This window comes from Gibbsiella greigii (assembly GCF_039540155.1).
Taxonomy (GTDB): Bacteria; Pseudomonadota; Gammaproteobacteria; order Enterobacterales; family Enterobacteriaceae; genus Gibbsiella; species Gibbsiella quercinecans.
Map to the genome: position 1 here is coordinate 90,948 of NZ_BAABEM010000052.1, position 17,339 is coordinate 108,286.

The 17,339-nt window shown below is 56.6% G+C and carries 18 protein-coding genes and 1 tRNA gene; 10 read left to right on the forward strand and 9 right to left on the reverse strand.

What is annotated here, in order from left to right:
* Positions 1-109: 109 nt before the first annotated feature.
* Positions 110-1,024 (reverse strand): LysR family transcriptional regulator, encoded by a 915-nt coding sequence (locus tag AC559G_RS24120; protein WP_498915186.1) that lies wholly within the window; start codon positions 1,022-1,024, stop codon positions 110-112.
* Between the two features lie 121 nt (positions 1,025-1,145).
* Here AC559G_RS24120 and AC559G_RS24125 point away from each other — a divergent pair, with 121 nt between their 5' ends.
* Entirely contained in the window at positions 1,146-1,919 is a 774-nt protein-coding gene (locus tag AC559G_RS24125; protein ID WP_498915188.1) for an SDR family oxidoreductase, read from the forward strand.
* Between the two features lie 223 nt (positions 1,920-2,142).
* Here AC559G_RS24125 and AC559G_RS24130 read toward each other — a convergent pair whose 3' ends face one another.
* The 5 genes from AC559G_RS24130 to AC559G_RS24150 form a co-directional block, all read right to left on the reverse strand.
* Entirely contained in the window at positions 2,143-2,709 is a 567-nt protein-coding gene (locus tag AC559G_RS24130) for a L,D-transpeptidase family protein (protein ID WP_498915314.1), read from the reverse strand.
* A gap of 206 nt (positions 2,710-2,915) precedes the next feature.
* A complete protein-coding gene (locus tag AC559G_RS24135; protein WP_498915316.1) occupies positions 2,916-3,449 on the reverse strand; it encodes a type VI secretion system baseplate subunit TssG in 534 nt (177 codons plus the stop codon).
* The gene (locus tag AC559G_RS24140; RefSeq protein ID WP_498915189.1) at positions 3,425-3,679 is read right to left on the reverse strand and encodes a type VI secretion system baseplate subunit TssG; all 255 of its coding nucleotides are present in this window, start codon (positions 3,677-3,679) and stop codon (positions 3,425-3,427) included. The genes AC559G_RS24135 and AC559G_RS24140 overlap by 25 nt, the downstream gene beginning before the upstream one ends.
* A 727-nt stretch (positions 3,680-4,406) precedes the next feature.
* The gene (locus tag AC559G_RS24145) at positions 4,407-4,994 is read right to left on the reverse strand and encodes a hypothetical protein (protein WP_498915191.1); all 588 of its coding nucleotides are present in this window, start codon (positions 4,992-4,994) and stop codon (positions 4,407-4,409) included.
* 349 nt (positions 4,995-5,343) lie between these two features.
* Positions 5,344-5,420, reverse strand: a tRNA-Arg gene (locus tag AC559G_RS24150).
* A gap of 348 nt (positions 5,421-5,768) precedes the next feature.
* Here AC559G_RS24150 and folD point away from each other — a divergent pair.
* On the forward strand, positions 5,769-6,635 hold the full coding sequence (gene folD, locus AC559G_RS24155; protein WP_438597104.1) for a bifunctional methylenetetrahydrofolate dehydrogenase/methenyltetrahydrofolate cyclohydrolase FolD: 867 nt from the start codon (positions 5,769-5,771) through the stop codon (positions 6,633-6,635).
* Between the two features lies 1 nt (position 6,636).
* Entirely contained in the window at positions 6,637-6,849 is a 213-nt protein-coding gene (gene ybcJ / locus AC559G_RS24160) for a ribosome-associated protein YbcJ (RefSeq protein ID WP_095845545.1), read from the forward strand.
* 103 nt (positions 6,850-6,952) lie between these two features.
* Here the strand turns inward: ybcJ and cysS are convergent, their stop codons facing one another.
* The gene (gene cysS / locus AC559G_RS24165) at positions 6,953-8,338 is read right to left on the reverse strand and encodes a cysteine--tRNA ligase (RefSeq protein WP_498915192.1); all 1,386 of its coding nucleotides are present in this window, start codon (positions 8,336-8,338) and stop codon (positions 6,953-6,955) included.
* Positions 8,339-8,678: 340 nt separating this feature from the next.
* On the opposite strand from cysS, the gene ppiB reads away from it, so the two are divergent.
* From ppiB to purK, 4 genes are all read left to right on the forward strand, one after another.
* Positions 8,679-9,173 (forward strand): peptidylprolyl isomerase B, encoded by a 495-nt coding sequence (gene ppiB / locus AC559G_RS24170; protein WP_498915194.1) that lies wholly within the window; start codon positions 8,679-8,681, stop codon positions 9,171-9,173.
* A 10-nt stretch (positions 9,174-9,183) separates the two neighbouring features.
* The gene (lpxH, locus tag AC559G_RS24175) at positions 9,184-9,906 is read left to right on the forward strand and encodes a UDP-2,3-diacylglucosamine diphosphatase (RefSeq protein ID WP_498915196.1); all 723 of its coding nucleotides are present in this window, start codon (positions 9,184-9,186) and stop codon (positions 9,904-9,906) included.
* Between the two features lie 206 nt (positions 9,907-10,112).
* Complete coding sequence (purE, locus tag AC559G_RS24180) at positions 10,113-10,637, forward strand: 5-(carboxyamino)imidazole ribonucleotide mutase (RefSeq protein WP_498915197.1); 525 nt, start codon at positions 10,113-10,115, stop codon at positions 10,635-10,637.
* Positions 10,634-11,701: a 5-(carboxyamino)imidazole ribonucleotide synthase gene (gene purK, locus AC559G_RS24185; RefSeq protein WP_498915199.1), complete on the forward strand. Its 1,068-nt coding sequence runs from the start codon at positions 10,634-10,636 to the stop codon at positions 11,699-11,701. The genes purE and purK overlap by 4 nt, the downstream gene beginning before the upstream one ends.
* Before the next feature lie 106 nt (positions 11,702-11,807).
* On the opposite strand, the gene ybbP is transcribed toward purK, so the two are convergent.
* Positions 11,808-14,240, reverse strand: coding sequence for an ABC transporter permease (gene ybbP, locus AC559G_RS24190; RefSeq protein WP_498915201.1), 2,433 nt, complete (start codon positions 14,238-14,240; stop codon positions 11,808-11,810).
* Positions 14,237-14,923 carry an ABC transporter ATP-binding protein gene (ybbA, locus tag AC559G_RS24195; protein ID WP_498915203.1) on the reverse strand — a complete coding sequence of 229 codons (687 nt, stop codon included), beginning with the start codon at positions 14,921-14,923 and terminating at the stop codon, positions 14,237-14,239. The genes ybbP and ybbA overlap by 4 nt, the downstream gene beginning before the upstream one ends.
* On the opposite strand from ybbA, the gene tesA reads away from it, so the two are divergent.
* From tesA to AC559G_RS24210, 3 genes are all read left to right on the forward strand, one after another.
* Positions 14,894-15,532, forward strand: coding sequence for a multifunctional acyl-CoA thioesterase I/protease I/lysophospholipase L1 (tesA, locus tag AC559G_RS24200; RefSeq protein WP_498915318.1), 639 nt, complete (start codon positions 14,894-14,896; stop codon positions 15,530-15,532). The genes ybbA and tesA overlap by 30 nt on opposite strands.
* Positions 15,533-15,557: 25 nt before the next feature.
* The gene (locus tag AC559G_RS24205) at positions 15,558-16,334 is read left to right on the forward strand and encodes an SDR family oxidoreductase (RefSeq protein WP_498915205.1); all 777 of its coding nucleotides are present in this window, start codon (positions 15,558-15,560) and stop codon (positions 16,332-16,334) included.
* A gap of 114 nt (positions 16,335-16,448) precedes the next feature.
* Positions 16,449-17,303, forward strand: a complete 855-nt coding sequence (locus AC559G_RS24210; protein ID WP_498915207.1) for a co-chaperone YbbN — start codon at positions 16,449-16,451, stop codon at positions 17,301-17,303.
* Positions 17,304-17,339 lie beyond the last annotated feature (36 nt).

Sequence of the window (17,339 nt, forward strand, 5' to 3'; positions counted from 1 at the left end):
TTTTGTTTATTACGTTCAGTTTTTTTCAAACATGATGACGCATGGGCTATTTAGCCTGCGCCATCGTATGTTTCAGTATAATAAATCCCCTGCTAACACGGAGGCAAACTTAAGCTATTTTGCTGAGCCGCATTTTTTCCACTAATAGCGGCTCAAGCCAGGCAATAAATAGTTGGAGCGGGCGTGCAAGATGCCTTCGGCTGGGATACAAAATACTGACAGGAAGCGGGCGAGGCAAAAAAGCCGGCATAACCTCACGCAGGGCACCGGCCGCCAGGCGTTCACTCACGTCATATTCCGGGATCTGAATCATCCCCATGCCCGCGACGCAAGCCTCGATATACGCTTCGGCGTTATTAACGGTCAGTAAACTGTTAACGTCCGTACTGAACGTTTCTCCATCACGTTGCCATTCCCAACGTTCCTGGCGCCCGGTCGTCGGCGAGACATAACCCACAGTAAAATGCTTATCAAGCTGCTCCGGTGATTCGGGTGCGCCGAAAGAGGAAATGTAGCCCGCGGAAGCCACATTAATAAACTTCAGATAACCGACCCTGCGCGCCACCATCCCTGAGTCATTCAGCACACCAACGCGAATGGCGCAGTCAATGCCTTCCTCCGGAAGATTCACGCTGCGGTCGGTCACACCGAGATCAATCTGAATCGAGGGATGACGGGCAAAAAAATCAGGTAGCGCGGGCACGATAATGCGCCTTCCGACCCGCCCAGGCACATCCACCCTGATTTTCCCCTGCACATGGCCATCAGCCTGCCGGAAAAGATTCTCGGTTTCTTCCACATCCTGAACCACAACCTGGCAGCGCGCATAAAACGCGCTTCCGTCGGAGGTCAGTGAAACGCTGCGCGTGGTGCGGTGTAAAAGGCGGGTCCCTAGCCGGGACTCAAGTTCTTTGATAGCGGCAGAAACGGTCGAGGCGGGCCGGTTCATCGTCTCCGCCGCCCGAATAAAGCTGCCATTTTCCGCAACACGGATAAATATCCGGAACAGTTCGATGGTGTCCATAGGCTCTCATTATTCGTTAATGCTGAATAGTGCATACAGATAATGGGCCTTTATACATCATTTCGTTGTATTAAGCTGTTTTTACGAACACCCCGTCAATAACCGACACAGGAGTTGGAACATGACCGACCACGCTATCAAAGGTAAAACCGTTCTAATCGCCGGTGGGGCTAAGAATCTCGGGGGCCTGATTGCCCGTGATTTCGCGCAGCAAGGGGCCCGTGCCATTGCGATTCACTATAACAGCGACGCGACGCGCAAAGATGCCGAAGCCACTGTCACGGCGATCAAGGCCGCCGGCGCGGACGCGGTGGCGCTCCAGGCTGATTTGACCTCTGCCACCGCCATGGAAAAGCTCTTTGCTGACGCCGCTGCTGCGCTGGGAGCACCGGACATCGCCATCAACACCGTAGGGAAAGTGCTCAAGAAGCCGATGGCCGAGATCACCGAAGCAGAGTTTGATGACATGAGCGCCGTTAACGCTAAATCTGCGTTTTTCTTCCTGAAAGAAGCAGGTAAACACGTCCGGGATAACGGTAAAATCTGCACGCTGGTTACTTCGCTGCTCGGTGCCTACACCCCGTTCTATGCTGCCTATGCGGGCATGAAAGCGCCGGTTGAACACTTCACGCGTGCGGCTTCGAAAGAGCTGGGCGAACGCGGTATTTCCGTCACCGCTATCGGCCCCGGGCCAATGGACACGCCGTTCTTTTATCCGGCCGAAGGCGTGGATGCCGTGGCTTACCACAAAACCGCGGCGGCCTTGGCCCCTTTCAGTAAAACCGGCCTGACGGATATTGAAGACATCGTTCCCTGGGTCCGCTTTCTGGTCAGCGACGGCTGGTGGATGACCGGGCAGACGATTCTGGTCAACGGGGGCTACACGACTAAATAATGCCGGGCACTGGCACCCCCTCTCATACGGCTGTCTCTTATACACATCTCAGATTGCAGAAAAACAGCTATAATCTGAGAAATCTAGTTAACTGATTTTAAATGAATTATTTTTGAGCACCCTATCAACAAGCTTAAAATAATTACTATAAAAAACAACAAAATACAGACTTGTGTATAAGAGACAGCTCATACGGAGGGGCTGCCAATGTTATTGCCGCTGATCATGGCGCAATCGTGATGGCAACCCCGGTCGGCACTCTGGCCCAGATCTGCTGCATGTCTGCGTTGCTGACCGCGATACAACCATCGGTCCAGTCAAAATGGCTGAATATCGCGCTGAACCATCCCCACCCGTTGGGCACCCCGTGAATCATGATATTTTCACCAGGTTTATATCCCCCCGCTTTTCCACGCTGTAGGTCATTCAGATCAGGATAGGAAATATGTAAACTGAGATAAAAACGTGAATGAGGGTTACGCCCGTCAATCAAGTAACGCCCTTCGGGGGTTTTCTTATCGCCCTCACGCCGTTTGGCGCCCTGGTCAGCACCGGCCCCCAGAGAAACAGCATAGCTGCCAATAACCCTTCCCTGACGCATCAATACCAAATGCCGTGCCGCCTTGTTAACCACAATAAGATCAGCCTGTTGATCCGCCGGGTAAGGCGCAGGTGGCGAGCCATTTCCCCACCGGGCCATCACATTGGTCCAGATGACAATACCAATAATGATAATCCCGACCGCCAGCCCTATTCTGATAACAAGCGAAGGTATTTTTAAGCGTTCCATCAAAGCCATGTCTCCGTTAACACGGGTGAAATGTATTATACCCTTCATACTTCGAGTTACAGGTGTGTTGGCTTTCCTCACTCACCCCAGGAACTTACTCCTGTAAGTTCCTGGGGATTCGCTGCGTTGCCGCCTTCCTGCAACTCGAATTATTTTGGGTATACACACATTATTTTGTTTTCATTATTTATTTTTTTACGCATTAATCATACCCGCCCAAACTCCGCGCTATTTTCCCGGAGCCGCCCTACTCTGATGCGGGTGGTTTTCGGCATCTGCTCCAGATTGTCGTTCCTCAGCCCCAGCATCACATTATACCCAGAGAACAACCCCGGTTCACCAAGCCGGGGAACCGGCAGCAACCGGGTGGGAATAGTCAGCCAGAGCCGCGCATCATCATAATCACACCCAAGATACGTGCGCAGTAGCACCATCACGTCCTGCCTGAGCTGACCATCGGGCATCCAGCCTTTTGCCTCACCGGGGTCTTCCGTTGAGAGTTCCACCCTTGAGCAGTACCCGGCAACGGTGGTTTCGTTCCCCAGGATCGGATGCTGATCGAGCGTCATGCCATCACGTAGCGAGAGCCGGGTCCGTTTTGCTACCGGCATTATTGCCGGGTGATGCGGGAACACATGCACCGCTGTATGCGGTACATGGCTGCGGATGACCGCTGCAATGCCTTCCGTTGTGCGTGTGCCGGATGCAGCAGGGGCTACAGGATTGCCAGTAAGCGGGATGGCGGCAGGTCCCGACTGTGGGCGATCCCCGCCCGCGCCATCAGGGCTTGTGAAATATTATCCGTGCCGCCGGGCTCAAAGGTGGCCGGGTAGCTGTACTTATGCCAGATACGGTAAAACTGGGTCATCAGCCGGTGGTTGAAGATATCCAGAAACGCCGCCATCGCATCGGCCCCGTAGCTCTCCTGATTGATATCATCAATGATGGCCGTGAGAAGTGGAGAGTCCACGCCGTACAGGCCGAAGAAATTCGTTCTGACCGTGGGCGGTGCATCTGGTTTATCGGGGTCAGTGTCGGGCGTGTGGTTCGTGCCCAGGCGGGTATTGGGCGCCCGCTCGAGCAGTTGGCAAAAGCGATAGAAGTTAAGCTGTGCCGTATGGTCATTGCCTTCCCCGTCCTGGTGAGTATTGTGCGCTGTCCGTTCATTAACCCATGGTGTTTATCATTCTTAGCCGCATCAGCGCACAGTATGGATGCCTCCTTACATTTTTTGGATAGCTTCAACATGCTAATGACGGATGAGACGCTACATTTCTTTACCCGCGATAGTAGAATAATAAAAATACGCAGATCAAATATTCAGATCGATATACCAAAAAATAAATTAATTATTTTCATCTAACTATTAATTTTTTAAATTGCCGTAATTTAATGATGTCTGGCTGGTTTGAGGATGAGAAGTGATTATTTGTATCGTGCAGAGCCGTATGTGAGTGGCTTGTCTGATCAAGTGTTTAATTGTTGACTTATATCAATGATATCTTCCGAATAAAAAGCACACGCATCAGAATGATAAATTTGAGTGATTTTTATTAGCATAAATTCATCTTAGTGATAAATATATCAAAAATCGCCTACAGGAATCGATAAAAAAACAAATATACTGTTATATATAAAATTATCCATATTCAAGCAATACACACACCTAAACACTTTTATCTGGATAAAAGAACTCCCTATATTTTGATAATTGGCTCACCAGGGCCGGCCCCTCCTGGGAACTGCCATCCCATAACGGTCACACTATCAATAACGCAACAAGCCAAATCAACGACATACTTTCGTACCTGCCTAAGAAAGTCGATATCAACGGCTGTCTCGAACTTTTCGAGAGTTTTTTTCTGTACAAATAGCGGTATAGATTTCCCACCTTGGTCAGGGGCTCTCCAAGACGCATGGCACAGCACATTACGAATTTTCGCGGCTTTTTTAATATCATCGACTAGTAAATCAATATCTTTGAATGTTGAAGCTTCATTTTCCCGAACAGCTTTACCATAACATTCTGCAAGAGAAAAAAGCTCTCCGGTTAAAGCTAACTCAAGCTTTCCTAACCATGCGTAACAGGCTTTTTCTATATCTTCGCTGTTATAATTTTTTGTTGCTGTAAACGCAAAGATGGCTTTACCAAGTACTTCTTCCAGGAAACCAAATGTAGCCACTGTTCGCCCTAGTTGCTCCCAAAACTCAGACGAATGTCGATGAGTTGGATACAAAGGAGGTAAGTTTTCTCGGTCAATAATAAATTTTCTATTATCGTTCATTTTATTACTCCATATTGGATGTAAAGCCCCACTCTGGGGCGGATCAGCATAGCATATCGCAGCAGCTACCTGACCGGTTCTGAACGCCATTAATGAACATATCGATAAAATCAGCACCGCGTTCTCTCATGGGATAAAAGAAGCGGAGGTTTAACTATTTACTCGGACCAATTAGACGCGGCAGCAAAACGGGAACAGATAAACATCGAAGCTGTACTGGAAACCGACCGCGCCAACAATTGCAGTTGAGCAGGCAATTCCATAGATGCGATTTTCGGGGGGAGTCCCAAATCTGTCCCACACAGGAAAAGAGAAAACAGGTTGAGAGACGTAACCCATTGATATTTAATGGTACGCCCTACAGGGCTCGAACCTGTGACCTACGGCTTAGAAGGCCGTTGCTCTATCCAACTGAGCTAAGGGCGCATTGGGATGCGGCAACCGGGGGTTGCGGGTTGGGATTATACGGTCAGCCGGTACTGAGTCAATGCCTTTTCATAGGGTTGCGCCGGCAGCGGTGCCTTATGGCGATTTTTCGCACATGCGGCATCGCTATCCCACCGTTAATCATTGCTATTTCACCCAGCGGCCTTAGCATTCCCCCCTGCCACCGGCACCAATCCCCCCTGTGTTATGGCAGCTAAAAAGCCGCAAATCAGCCAAGTCCGACGCCGTTCCACGCAATAACCCTGATTCAACGCCTGACAGCGCGGCCAGCTTCTGACAAAATAGCGCCATCCCCCCGCTTTTCTTAATTGATGGATTTCCTCACTGATGGCAGCAAAAATTATTGATGGTAAAACGATTGCGCAGCAGGTTAGAAATGAAGTGGCTGAGCATGTTAAACAACGTCTGGCCGCTGGCAAACGTGCTCCCGGCCTGGCGGTGATACTGGTCGGTGAAAACCCGGCCTCACAGATTTACGTCGCTAGCAAGCGCCGCGCCTGTGAAGAGGTCGGCTTTATTTCCCGCTCTTACGATCTGCCCGCCTCCACCTCTGAGGCGGAGCTGCTGGCCCTGATCGACACGCTGAACGCAGACACAGAAATCGACGGCATCTTAGTGCAGTTGCCGCTACCGGCCGGTATCGATAACGTCAAAGTGCTTGAGCGCATCCTGCCGGATAAAGACGTTGATGGCTTCCACCCGTACAACGTCGGCCGCCTGTGCCAGCGTGCGCCGAAGCTGCGCCCCTGCACACCACGCGGTATCGTCACCCTGCTGGAGCGCTACAACATCGATACCTTCGGGCTGAATGCCGTGGTGGTCGGCGCGTCCAACATCGTTGGCCGCCCAATGAGTATGGAGCTGCTGCTGGCGGGTTGCACCACCACCGTCACCCACCGCTTTACCAAAAACCTGCGCCACCATATCGAACATGCCGATCTGCTTATCGTCGCCGTCGGCAAGCCGAACTTTATCCCGGGTGAATGGATCAAAGAAGGCGCGATCGTGATCGATGTGGGCATCAACCGGCTGGAAAGCGGTAAAGTAGTGGGTGACGTGCTGTTTGAAGAAGCCGCCGCCAAAGCCTCGTACATCACCCCCGTACCGGGCGGCGTTGGGCCAATGACGGTCGCCACGTTGATCCAAAACACGCTACAGGCGTGTGAAGAGTACCATGACACGGAGAACCACTAAGATGGCAACCTTTTCCCTGGGTAAATACCCGCACGTCGAACTGTGCGATCTGCTGAAACTGGAAGGCTTGAGCGAAAGCGGCGCGCAGGCGAAAAACGCCATTGCCGATGGCTTGGTTACGGTAGACGGCGCGGTGGAAACCCGTAAGCGTTGCAAAATCCTCGCCGGGCAAACGGTCAGCTACGCCGGGCAACAGATCACCGTAACTGCGTAACCCTGCCCTATTGATGGCCGGCTGCACTGTTATCGCCGCCGGCTATCGTTGAAAACCGCGGTGGAAAGCGGGCAACCCGCCACGCAGGTTGCCATTATCACGGTTACTTACGGCGCCAGATCGTTCCCTGCGCGCCGTCTTCCAACACAATACCCATTTCGTTTAGGCGATCGCGCGCCGCATCTGCTGCCGCCCAGTCTTTGGATTGGCGGGCGTCGTTGCGTTGTTTGATCAGCGCTTCAATCTCCGCCACCTCACCGTCATCCGCCTGTGCGCCGCTTTGCAAAAACTGCTCTGGCTCCTGCTGCAACAGGCCAAGCACCTTCGCCAGTTTGCGCAGCTCCGCCGCCAGGCTGTTGGCCGCCGCCATATCTTCCCCTTTCAGGCGGTTGACGTCGCGGGCCAGATCAAACAGCACCGAATAGGCTTCCGGCGTGTTGAAATCATCGTCCATCGCTTCCCGGAAGCGTGCCTCAAAGGCTTCACCGCCGGCTGGCAGGGCCGCGGCGTCGGTGCCGCGCAGCGCAGTGTACAAGCGCTCCAGCGAAGCACGCGCCTGTTTCAGGTTCTCTTCGCTGTAGTTCAACTGGCTGCGATAATGGCCGGACATCAGGAAATAACGCACGGTTTCAGGATCGTAATGCCCCAACACGTCACGGATGGTAAAGAAGTTGTTTAAGGATTTAGACATCTTCTCTCTGTCAATCATCACCATGCCGGAGTGCATCCAATAATTGACGTACGGGCCGTCGTGCGCACAGCTTGATTGGGCGATCTCGTTCTCATGGTGTGGGAACATCAGATCCGAGCCGCCGCCGTGGATATCGAAATGGGTGCCAAGCTGTTTGCAGTTCATCGCCGAGCACTCAATGTGCCACCCTGGGCGGCCCGGCCCCCATGGCGATTGCCAGCTCGGCTCGCCCGGCTTGGACATCTTCCACAGCACGAAGTCCATCGGGTTGCGTTTTACGTCATCGATTTCCACGCGCGCGCCGGCCTGCAGTTGATCCAGATCCTGGCGCGACAGCAAGCCGTAATCCGGATCGCTGTCGATAGCGAACATCACGTCGCCGTTGCTCGCCACATAGGCATGATCGCGCGCGATCAGGCGCTCGGTAAGCGCGATAATTTCGCCAATATGCTGGGTAGCGCGCGGCTCCTGGTCTGGCCGTTCGATCAGCAGCGCATCGAAATCCGCGTGCATCTCGGCCAGCATGCGCGCCGTCAGTTGCTCGCAGGTTTCGCCGTTTTCCGCCGCGCGGCGAATGATTTTGTCGTCAACGTCGGTAACATTGCGCACATAATCCAGATCGTAGCCCAGGTAGCGCAGATAGCGCGCCACCACGTCAAAGGCGACAAAGGTGCGCCCGTGGCCAATGTGGCACAAATCATAAATAGTCACCCCGCACACGTACATGCCTACTTTCCCGGCATGAATAGGTTTGAATTCCTCTTTTTGGCGACTCAGGGTATTAAAAATCTTTAGCATCAGGATATTCCGTGGTGTACGTGATAACAGTATTGATTACAGGGCATCAACTTAATGCTGCGTATTGAACCCCGAAGGGTGATGTAATGCAAGGTTCAGGCACGGGTTTGCTGCCCAGGCCGGTAAAAAAGCTCATAACCATGAATAGTATCACCAGGCAGGGCAAAAAATCCCGTATTGCAACATACCGCCCCAACCCGCCAATACTGACTCGCTAAGTGAGATATGTTATAAGAGCGGTCTGATCGTGCACGCTGTAATGACAGGCGCGCTGGCTTTCCGGCAACGCGTATGTTGAGCGTATATGTGGCATCTCACTTCACCTTGTTAGGATTAAAATATGGTTACTTTCCACACCAACCACGGCGATATCGTTATCAAGACCTTTGCTGACAAAGCGCCGGTTACCGTTGAAAACTTCCTGAACTACTGCCGTGCAGGCTTCTACGACAACACCATCTTCCACCGTGTTATCAATGGATTCATGATCCAGGGCGGCGGCTTTGAGCCAGGCATGAACCAGAAAAGCACCCAGGCGCCAATCAAAAACGAAGCCAACAACGGCCTGAAAAACACCCGTGGCACCCTGGCAATGGCCCGCACCAACGATCCGCACTCTGCCACCGCCCAGTTCTTCATCAACGTTGTCGACAATGACTTCCTGAACTTCCGTGGCGAAAACGCTCAGGGCTGGGGCTACTGCGTATTTGCCGAAGTGGTTGAAGGCCTGGACGTCGTCGACAAAATCAAAGGCGTGAAAACCGGCCGCAGCGGCATGCACCAGGACGTTCCGATTGAAGATGTAGTGATCAACAGCGTTACCGTCAGCGAATAATCGCAACTGCATGAGCACCCTGTTCATTGCAGATTTGCATTTATGCGCACAGGAACCGGCAATTACTGCCGGTTTTCTGCGTTTTTTGCAACGTGATGCGATCCATGCCGACGCACTGTACATCCTTGGCGATCTGTTCGAAGCCTGGATTGGCGATGACGATCCGCAACCGCTGCACCGTGAAGTCGCCGCCGCGTTGAAAGCACTGCAGCTGGCCGGCGTGCCCTGCTACTTTATCCACGGCAACCGCGATTTTCTGCTGGGCAAACGCTTTGCGCGCGAAAGCGGCATGGCGCTGCTGCCGGCAGAAAAAGTCCTCGATCTGTACGGCAGAAAGATCCTGATCCTGCATGGCGATACGCTGTGTACGGACGATCACGCCTACCAGCGGTTCCGCCGCCGGGTGCACAACCCGGTGATCCAAGCGCTATTTCTTGCCATGCCGCTGCGCTGGCGCCTGAAGATCGCCGCCAACATGCGTGCACACAGCCAACAGAGCAATCAGTACAAATCTGAAGCGATCATGGATGTTAACCAACACGCGGTAGAGCAGGCCATGCTGCGCCACCAGGTGCATTGGATGATCCACGGCCATACCCATCGGCCGGCGGTGCATACGCTCGCGTTAAGCAGCGGCGAGGCGCACCGGGTGGTGCTCGGCGCCTGGCACAGCGAAGGTTCGATGGTTAAGGTCAGCGCAAACGGCGTTGAATTGATCCGCTTCCCATTTTAGTCCCGCCGCCTTCGCCAACGCCGCCATAAGGCGTTGTTTACGCGGCGGCCGTTAACACGCGCTAAAAAATTCCCGTGTTTGCCGGTGAAAAGCGGCGACGCAACCGTTTTCCTCGCCGTGCTCACATGTTATGCTCTACGCCCTCAAACGGCCTGCCACCCGCGCAACCGGCCAAAGCTTGTATCATTTACAGGAGCCTTATACCCATGGGAGCCAACGCCGCTTCAGCCACCCAAGCCGGAGCTAAAATCGCAATTGTGATGGGATCCAAAAGTGACTGGGCCACCATGCAATTCGCCGCCGACGTCCTCACCGCACTGAACGTTCCATTCCACGTCGAGATCGTCTCTGCCCACCGCACCCCGGACAAACTGTTCAGCTTTGCCGAACGGGCCAGCGGCAACGGTTTTGATGTGATCATCGCCGGTGCGGGCGGCGCGGCGCATTTGCCCGGCATGCTGGCGGCCAAAACGCTGGTCCCGGTGTTGGGGGTTCCCGTGCAAAGCGCAGCGCTGAGCGGCGTCGACAGCCTGTATTCCATCGTGCAGATGCCGCGCGGCATCCCGGTGGGCACCTTGGCCATCGGCAAAGCCGGTGCGGCCAATGCCGGCCTGCTGGCGGCGCAGATCCTGGCGCTGCACGACAACGCGTTGGCGCAGCGCCTGGCAGCCTGGCGCCAGGCGCAAACCGATGAAGTGCTGAATAACCCGGATCCACGGGAGGAAGCATGAAACCGGTTTGCGTACTGGGTAACGGCCAATTGGGGCGCATGCTGCGCCAGGCCGGCGAGCCTTTGGGCATTGCGGTCTATCCGGTTGGCCTTGATGCCGAACCGGAAGCGGTGCCGTATCAAAACAGTGTGATTACCGCGGAAATCGAGCGCTGGCCGGAAACCGCGCTCACGCGCGAACTGGCGCGCCATAACGCATTCGTCAACCGCGACATTTTCCCGCGCCTGGCCGATCGCCTGACGCAAAAACAGCTGCTGGATCGGCTCAACCTGGCGACCGCCCCCTGGCAACTGCTGGCCGATGCCAGCGAATGGCCGCAGGTGTTTTCCCAACTGGGCGAGTTGGCCATCGTGAAACGGCGCGTCGGCGGCTATGACGGCCGCGGCCAATGGCGCCTGCGCCCCGGCCAGGAGAATGAGCTGCCGGCCGATGCCTACGGCAAATGCATCGTTGAACAGGGGATCAATTTCTCTGGCGAAGTGTCGCTGGTGGGCGCGCGCGGCCATGATGGCCAGGCGGTATTTTACCCGCTGACCCACAACCTGCATCAGGACGGCATTCTGCGCACCAGCGTTGCGCTGCCACAGCCGCTCCCGGCGTTGCAACAGCAGGCCGAACAGATGCTCGGCGCAATCCTTAACGAGCTCGACTACGTTGGGGTGATGGCGATGGAATGCTTTACCGTCGGCGATCGTTTGTTGATCAACGAACTGGCGCCGCGCGTACACAACAGCGGCCACTGGACGCAAAACGGGGCGTCGATCAGTCAGTTTGAACTGCACCTGCGGGCGATCCTGGGTTTGCCGTTGCCGAAGCCGGTGGTTAACACGCCGTCGGTGATGGTCAACCTGATCGGCACCGCGGTGAATACGCAATGGCTGTCGCTGCCGCTGGTGCGGCTGCACTGGTATGAAAAAGAAGTACGCCCCGGGCGCAAGGTCGGCCATCTGAACTTAAACGATCCGCACGGCGCCGCATTGCAGCAGGCGTTACAGGCGCTGGCGCCGCTGTTGCCGGCCGAGTACCAAAGCGGGCTGGAGTGGGCGCAGCAAAAGCTGGGCTAACGCCCAGACATTTTCACTGCCGCGGTTTCGGCTTGCCCCTTTCCCACCGGGAGAGGGGCAAGCCAGCGCCAGAAAGCGGGAGCGCACGTTTCAAGCTATCGAGCAATCACCCTTCGTAATTGCGAAACAGCGCCTTGCCGCGCAGCAAACGCACGCCTAACCAACCGCCACACAGCGAAAGCAACAGCGCACTGAACAGCGGCAACGCCCACCACAGCAGCACGGTCGGCTCCCAGGGGAAGTCAAACACCCGGCTTTGCAGCAGCCACAGCGCCGCTTCCGCACCCAGCGCGGCGGCAATACCGGCCCCCAGCCCCAACAGCGCAAATTCGCACCAGAGCGTGCCGCGCAGCAGGCGCTTACCGGCACCCAGCGTCCGGTAAACCACCAACTCCTGCCGCCGCTGGCGCATCCCCACTTGCACCTGAGCCAACAGCAATAAGCCCCCGCAGATAACCACCAACACCACCATCACCTCCAGCGCACGGCTCACCTGCTGCAACACGCCGCCGATTTGTTGCAGGATCGCCCCCACATCCATCAGGCTGAGCGATGGAAACTGGCGGTTAAGCTGGGTCAACATGCTGCCGTCGCCATCGTAACGGAAACTGGTCAGCCAGGTTTGCGGCTGGCCGTCCAGGCCGCCCGGCGGAAAAATAAAGTAGAAATTCGGCTTCAGGCTTTCCCAGTCCACCTGCCGCAGGCTGGTGACTTTGGCGCTGAATGTCTGGGTATCGCCGCTAAAGGTCAGCGTATCCCCCAGTTTGACATTCAGGCGCTTGGCCACGCCCTGCTCCATCGACACTTCCCCGGCCTTTGGCGGCCAGGTGCCGGCCACCAGCGGGTTGTGGTCCGGCAACGCCGCCAGCCAGGTCAGGTTCAATTCGCGGTTCACCGCTTCGCCGCCCGGATCGTCTTCATGCACCCGTTCCGTCGCCGCCTGTTGGTTAATTTCAGCCAGCCGCACGCGAACAATCGGATAGAAGGTTTCCTCATGCACCTTATGCTGCGCCAGGAATGCCTTCACCTGGGGCATCTGCGCATCATTCATGTTCAGCAGGAAGTAGTTCGGCGTGCCCGGCGGCAACTGTTGCTGCCAGCGATCGAGCATATCGCCGCGCATCACCAGCAGCAGCGCCAACAGCATAAACGACAGCGAAAACGCCCCTAGCTGGCTGATCGTCACCCACGGCTGGTGCAACAGGCGGTTGACCGCCAACCGCAGCGCCAGATTTTTTAACGTAATGCGCCGCAGCACCATCAGGCTGCCCCAGCCGATGGCGCCCAACAGCAACGCGAGAACCACGATCCCGGCTAAGATTGACCACAGCAGCGTGCTGGCGCCCATCAGCGCCGCCAACAGCAGCACCACAATCAGCAAGGCCGCCGGCAGGAAATAACGCAGCGGCCATACGTTGGCCACCACATCACGCCGCAATACCCGCAGCGGCTGCGTCGCCAGCAATTGGCGGTATGGCCGCAGCCCCACCAGCAGTGAAATCATCACCAATGCGCCGATCGACCATAGCCAAGGCCAGGCGCTGGCGGCGGGCAATTCCCCCGGCAGCACCGGTGCCAATAGGCGGATCAGCAACGCCTCAAACGCTAAGCCGATGACGCTGCCGCAAACCCCGGCCAGCACCAACACCGCCAGCCATTGGCCGGCGATCAGGCGCCGCAGTGCCTTGCGCCCGGCACCGAGGGTTTTTAACACCGCGATCAGATCGTAACGGCTACGGCAATAATGGCTCATCGCCACCGCCACGGCGGCGATCGACAATAGCAGCGTCAACAGCGCGGACATCAACAGAAAATGCTGCGAGCGCTGCAGTGATTTGCCCAGCGCACTGCCGGAATCCTCCAGCCCGTACCAACGCTGCCCCGGCGTAAGCTGCGGCACCAGGCGATCTTCATAGCGTTGGATATCCTCCGCCGCGCCGGCGAACATATAGCGATAGCTCAAACGGCTGCCGGGCTGCACCGCGCCGGTTTTATCCACGTCCGCCAGGTTGATGATGATGCGCGGCGCCGTCTGGAACGGGTTAAAGCCAGAGTCTGGCTCCTGAATAATTTCACCGGCGATGCGCAGCGTGGTGTCGCCCACATCCAGGTTATCGCCCACTTTCACATTCAGCAGCGCCAACAAGCGCGGCGCCACCAGCACCGTACCCGGTTCCAGCTTCACATTGGCCGGGCGCGTTTCCAGCGTGCCGTATAACGGATAGGCCAAATCGGTCGCCTTTACCTGCGCCAGTTGCGGACGGTCGCCGGCATAGGTCATGGTGGTGAACGACAGCTGGCGGCTCACCTGTAGCCCCTGCTGCTGCGCATCCAGGATCCAGCCTTCCGGCACCGGGCGCGCCGTGCGCAGAACCCGATCGCCGGCGATAAAATCCCGGCTTTGCTGGCTTAATCCTTTGTTCATCCGATCGCTGATGCTGCCCAGCGCCAACACACAGGCTACCGACAGCGTCAGCGCCAGCCAGACAATCAGCAATGAAGGCGAACGCCACTCACGCCAGAACCAGCGCCAAATCATGCTTCCTCCCACAGCTTGCCTTCACGCAAGCGCAGCCGCCGCTGGCAGCGCGCCGCCAGCGTTTCGTCGTGGGTGACCAGGATGAGCGTGGTATCAAAATCACGGTTGAGGGAAAACAGCAAATCGGCGATGCGCACGCCGGTCTGGCGATCCAGGTTGCCAGTGGGCTCATCGGCAAACAGCACCCGCGGCCGGCCGCTGAAGGCCCTGGCAAGCGCAACCCGCTGCTGCTCACCGCCGGAAAGCTGCGCCGGCAGGTGGCCCAGGCGCTTACCCAGGCCCAGTTGCTCCAGCAGTTGCACCGCCTGCTCGCGGCTTTGGCGTTCACTCTCACCGCGCAACAATGCGGGCAACTGCACATTCTCCAGCGCACTGAGCGTCGGCACCAGCATGAATGACTGAAAGACAAACCCCACGTCCCTGGCGCGCAGCGCCGCACGTTTTTCTTCATCCAACGCGGGCAGATTTTCCCCCAGCAGGCGCACTTCGCCGGTGCTGCCGTCGTCCAGCCCGGCCAGAATGCCCAGCAGCGTCGATTTGCCGGAGCCGGACTCGCCAATCAGGGCGATGGTCTGCGCGGGTTTGACAACCAGCTCGACACCGGTAAGTATGGTGAGCCGATGTTCCCCCTCACCAACGTGTTTACTAAGATGATGAACTTCAAGAACGTTTTCCGCTGGCATCTTCCCTTCCTTTTGCTGTTGGGATTATTCAGTTTACGCGCTGCCGCCGCAGATACCCTATTGATTTTGGGCGACAGTTTAAGCGCCGGCTACCGCCTGCCGGTGGCGCAGGCCTGGCCGACGCAGTTGGCCGCCCGCTGGCAGAAACAGCCAGGTAGCCCACAGGTGGTTAACGCCAGTATCAGCGGCGACACCAGCGCCCAAGGGCTGGCGCGCCTGCCGGCGCTGCTAAAGCAGCACCAGCCGCGCTGGGTGCTGGTTGAATTGGGCGCCAACGATGGCCTGCGCGGCTTTCCGGCGCCCGATATTCAACAGCAGCTCAGCCAGATCATCACGCTAATCCAGCAGGCCGGCGCCCAGCCGCTGCTGATGCAGATTCGCATCCCGCCCAACTACGGCAAGCGCTATACTGACGCTTTCAGCGCCATTTACCCGCAGCTTGCCGGGCAGTTCAACATTCCGCTGCTACCGTTCTTTATGGAACAGGTGGTGATTAAACCGGAATGGATGCAGGATGATGGATTGCATCCCAATCAGGATGCCCAGCCGTTTATCGCTACCTGGATGGCAGAGCGCCTGGAACCCTTAGTAAAACATGAGTCTCATTAAATAAGGCCGTACGGTAGGTAAAGTTATGCAAAAAGCGGTATTAATAACCGGCTGTTCCAGCGGGATCGGCTTGATAGCGGCGCAGGATCTGCGTAACCGCGGCTATCGCGTGCTGGCGGCCTGCCGTAAGCCACAGGACGTGGAAAACATGCGCCAGCTTGGGCTGGAGGGCATTGAGTTGGATCTGGACGACAGCGTCAGCGTTGAACGCGCGGCCAGCCAAGTGATCGAACTGACCGGCGGCCGGTTATATGGCCTGTTCAATAACGGCGGCTTTGGCGTTTACGGCCCGCTAAGCAGCATTTCCCGCGCCCAGTTGGAAAAACAGTTCGCCACCAACCTGTTCGGTACCCACCAACTGACCCAACTGCTGCTGCCCGCCATGCTGCCGCACGGCGAAGGGCGCATTATCCAGACCAGTTCGGTGATGGGGCTGGTGGCCAGCGCGGGGCGCGGCGCCTACGCCGCCAGCAAATTCGCGCTGGAGGCCTGGTCGGACGCGCTGCGCATGGAGCTGCACGGCAGCGGCATCATGGTGAGCCTGATCGAGCCCGGCCCGATCGCCACCCATTTCAGCCAGAACGTGAATCAGGCGCTGCGCGATAAGCCGGTGCATAACCCCGGCATCGCCAAACGCCTGACGCTGCCGCCGGAAGCCATCCTGCCCAAACTGCGCCATGCGCTGGAAAGCCCACGCCCCAAATTGCGCTACCCAGTGACGCTGATCGCCCACGCGCTCAGCATACTGCGCCGTATTCTTCCTGGCCGGGCGCTCGACTGGCTGCTGCGCAGCAACGGCTAAGCGCACCATCGGCAACGGCGTTTCGCCCCTATTATTCGCGCCGGGGGGTTGAAGATGCCGGCCACTGCCCCCACGTAGCCTTTATTGGCTCCGAAAGTTTCAGAGAGAAAATACATGCTAACTCAAGCCGTTGTTGATATTAACGAAACCAACCTGCACCAGACGCTGGATCAATCCATGTCGGTCCCGGTGCTGTTTTACTTCTGGTCCGAACGCAGCCAACACTGCCAGCAGCTTACCCCGGTGCTGGACAAACTGGCGGCCGAGTATGCCGGGCAGTTTATTTTGGCAAAAGTGGATTGCGACGCCGAGCAGATGATCGCCTCGCAGTTTGGCTTGCGCTCGATTCCAACGGTTTATCTGTTTAAAGACGGCCAGCCGGTAGACGGCTTCCAGGGCCCACAGCCGGAAGAGGCTATTCGCGATTTGCTGCAGCGTTTTTTGCCAAAGGAAGAAGATCTCAAACTGGAGCAGGCAACGGCGCTGCTTGCCGAAGGGCAAGCGCAGGAAGCGCTGCCGCTGCTGAAAGATGCGTGGCAACTTAGCAACCAGCGCAGTGATATCGGCCTGGCGCTGGCGGAAGCACAGATCGCCTTGAACCGCACGGAAGACGCCGAAGCGGTGCTGGCGACCATCCCGCTGCAGGATCAGGATACCCGCTATCAGGGCCTGGTGGCGCAGATTGAACTGCTGAAACAGGCAGCGGATACCCCGGAGATCCAACAGTTGCAACAGCAAGTGCAACAACAGCCTGACAACGTGGACCTGGCCATCCAGCTTGCGCTGCAGTTGCATCAGGTTGGGCGCAATGAAGAAGCATTAACGCTGTTGATGGAGCATCTGAGAAAGGATCTGGCCGCCGCCAACGGTAATGCGCGCAAGACGCTGATGGATATTATGGCTGCGCTCGGCACCGGCGATGCGCTGGCCGCCAAGTTCCGCCGCCAGCTCTACTCCCTGCTGTATTAATTTGCCAGCTATATGTATCCCCCTCTCCCTGTGGGA

Excerpts from the sequence above, each read along its gene's own strand:
- AC559G_RS24120 (WP_498915186.1), bottom strand. The coding sequence starts at position 1,024 with ATGGACACCATCGAACTGTTCCGGATATTTATCCGTGTTGCGGAAAAT.
- AC559G_RS24125 (WP_498915188.1), top strand. The coding sequence starts at position 1,146 with ATGACCGACCACGCTATCAAAGGTAAAACCGTTCTAATCGCCGGTGGG.
- AC559G_RS24130 (WP_498915314.1), bottom strand. The coding sequence starts at position 2,709 with ATGGAACGCTTAAAAATACCTTCGCTTGTTATCAGAATAGGGCTGGCG.
- AC559G_RS24145 (WP_498915191.1), bottom strand. The coding sequence starts at position 4,994 with ATGAACGATAATAGAAAATTTATTATTGACCGAGAAAACTTACCTCCT.
- folD (WP_438597104.1), top strand. The coding sequence starts at position 5,769 with ATGGCAGCAAAAATTATTGATGGTAAAACGATTGCGCAGCAGGTTAGA.
- ybcJ (WP_095845545.1), top strand. The coding sequence starts at position 6,637 with ATGGCAACCTTTTCCCTGGGTAAATACCCGCACGTCGAACTGTGCGAT.
- cysS (WP_498915192.1), bottom strand. The coding sequence starts at position 8,338 with ATGCTAAAGATTTTTAATACCCTGAGTCGCCAAAAAGAGGAATTCAAA.
- ppiB (WP_498915194.1), top strand. The coding sequence starts at position 8,679 with ATGGTTACTTTCCACACCAACCACGGCGATATCGTTATCAAGACCTTT.
- lpxH (WP_498915196.1), top strand. The coding sequence starts at position 9,184 with ATGAGCACCCTGTTCATTGCAGATTTGCATTTATGCGCACAGGAACCG.
- purE (WP_498915197.1), top strand. The coding sequence starts at position 10,113 with ATGGGAGCCAACGCCGCTTCAGCCACCCAAGCCGGAGCTAAAATCGCA.
- purK (WP_498915199.1), top strand. The coding sequence starts at position 10,634 with ATGAAACCGGTTTGCGTACTGGGTAACGGCCAATTGGGGCGCATGCTG.
- ybbP (WP_498915201.1), bottom strand. The coding sequence starts at position 14,240 with ATGATTTGGCGCTGGTTCTGGCGTGAGTGGCGTTCGCCTTCATTGCTG.
- tesA (WP_498915318.1), top strand. The coding sequence starts at position 14,894 with ATGAACTTCAAGAACGTTTTCCGCTGGCATCTTCCCTTCCTTTTGCTG.
- ybbA (WP_498915203.1), bottom strand. The coding sequence starts at position 14,923 with ATGCCAGCGGAAAACGTTCTTGAAGTTCATCATCTTAGTAAACACGTT.
- AC559G_RS24205 (WP_498915205.1), top strand. The coding sequence starts at position 15,558 with ATGCAAAAAGCGGTATTAATAACCGGCTGTTCCAGCGGGATCGGCTTG.
- AC559G_RS24210 (WP_498915207.1), top strand. The coding sequence starts at position 16,449 with ATGCTAACTCAAGCCGTTGTTGATATTAACGAAACCAACCTGCACCAG.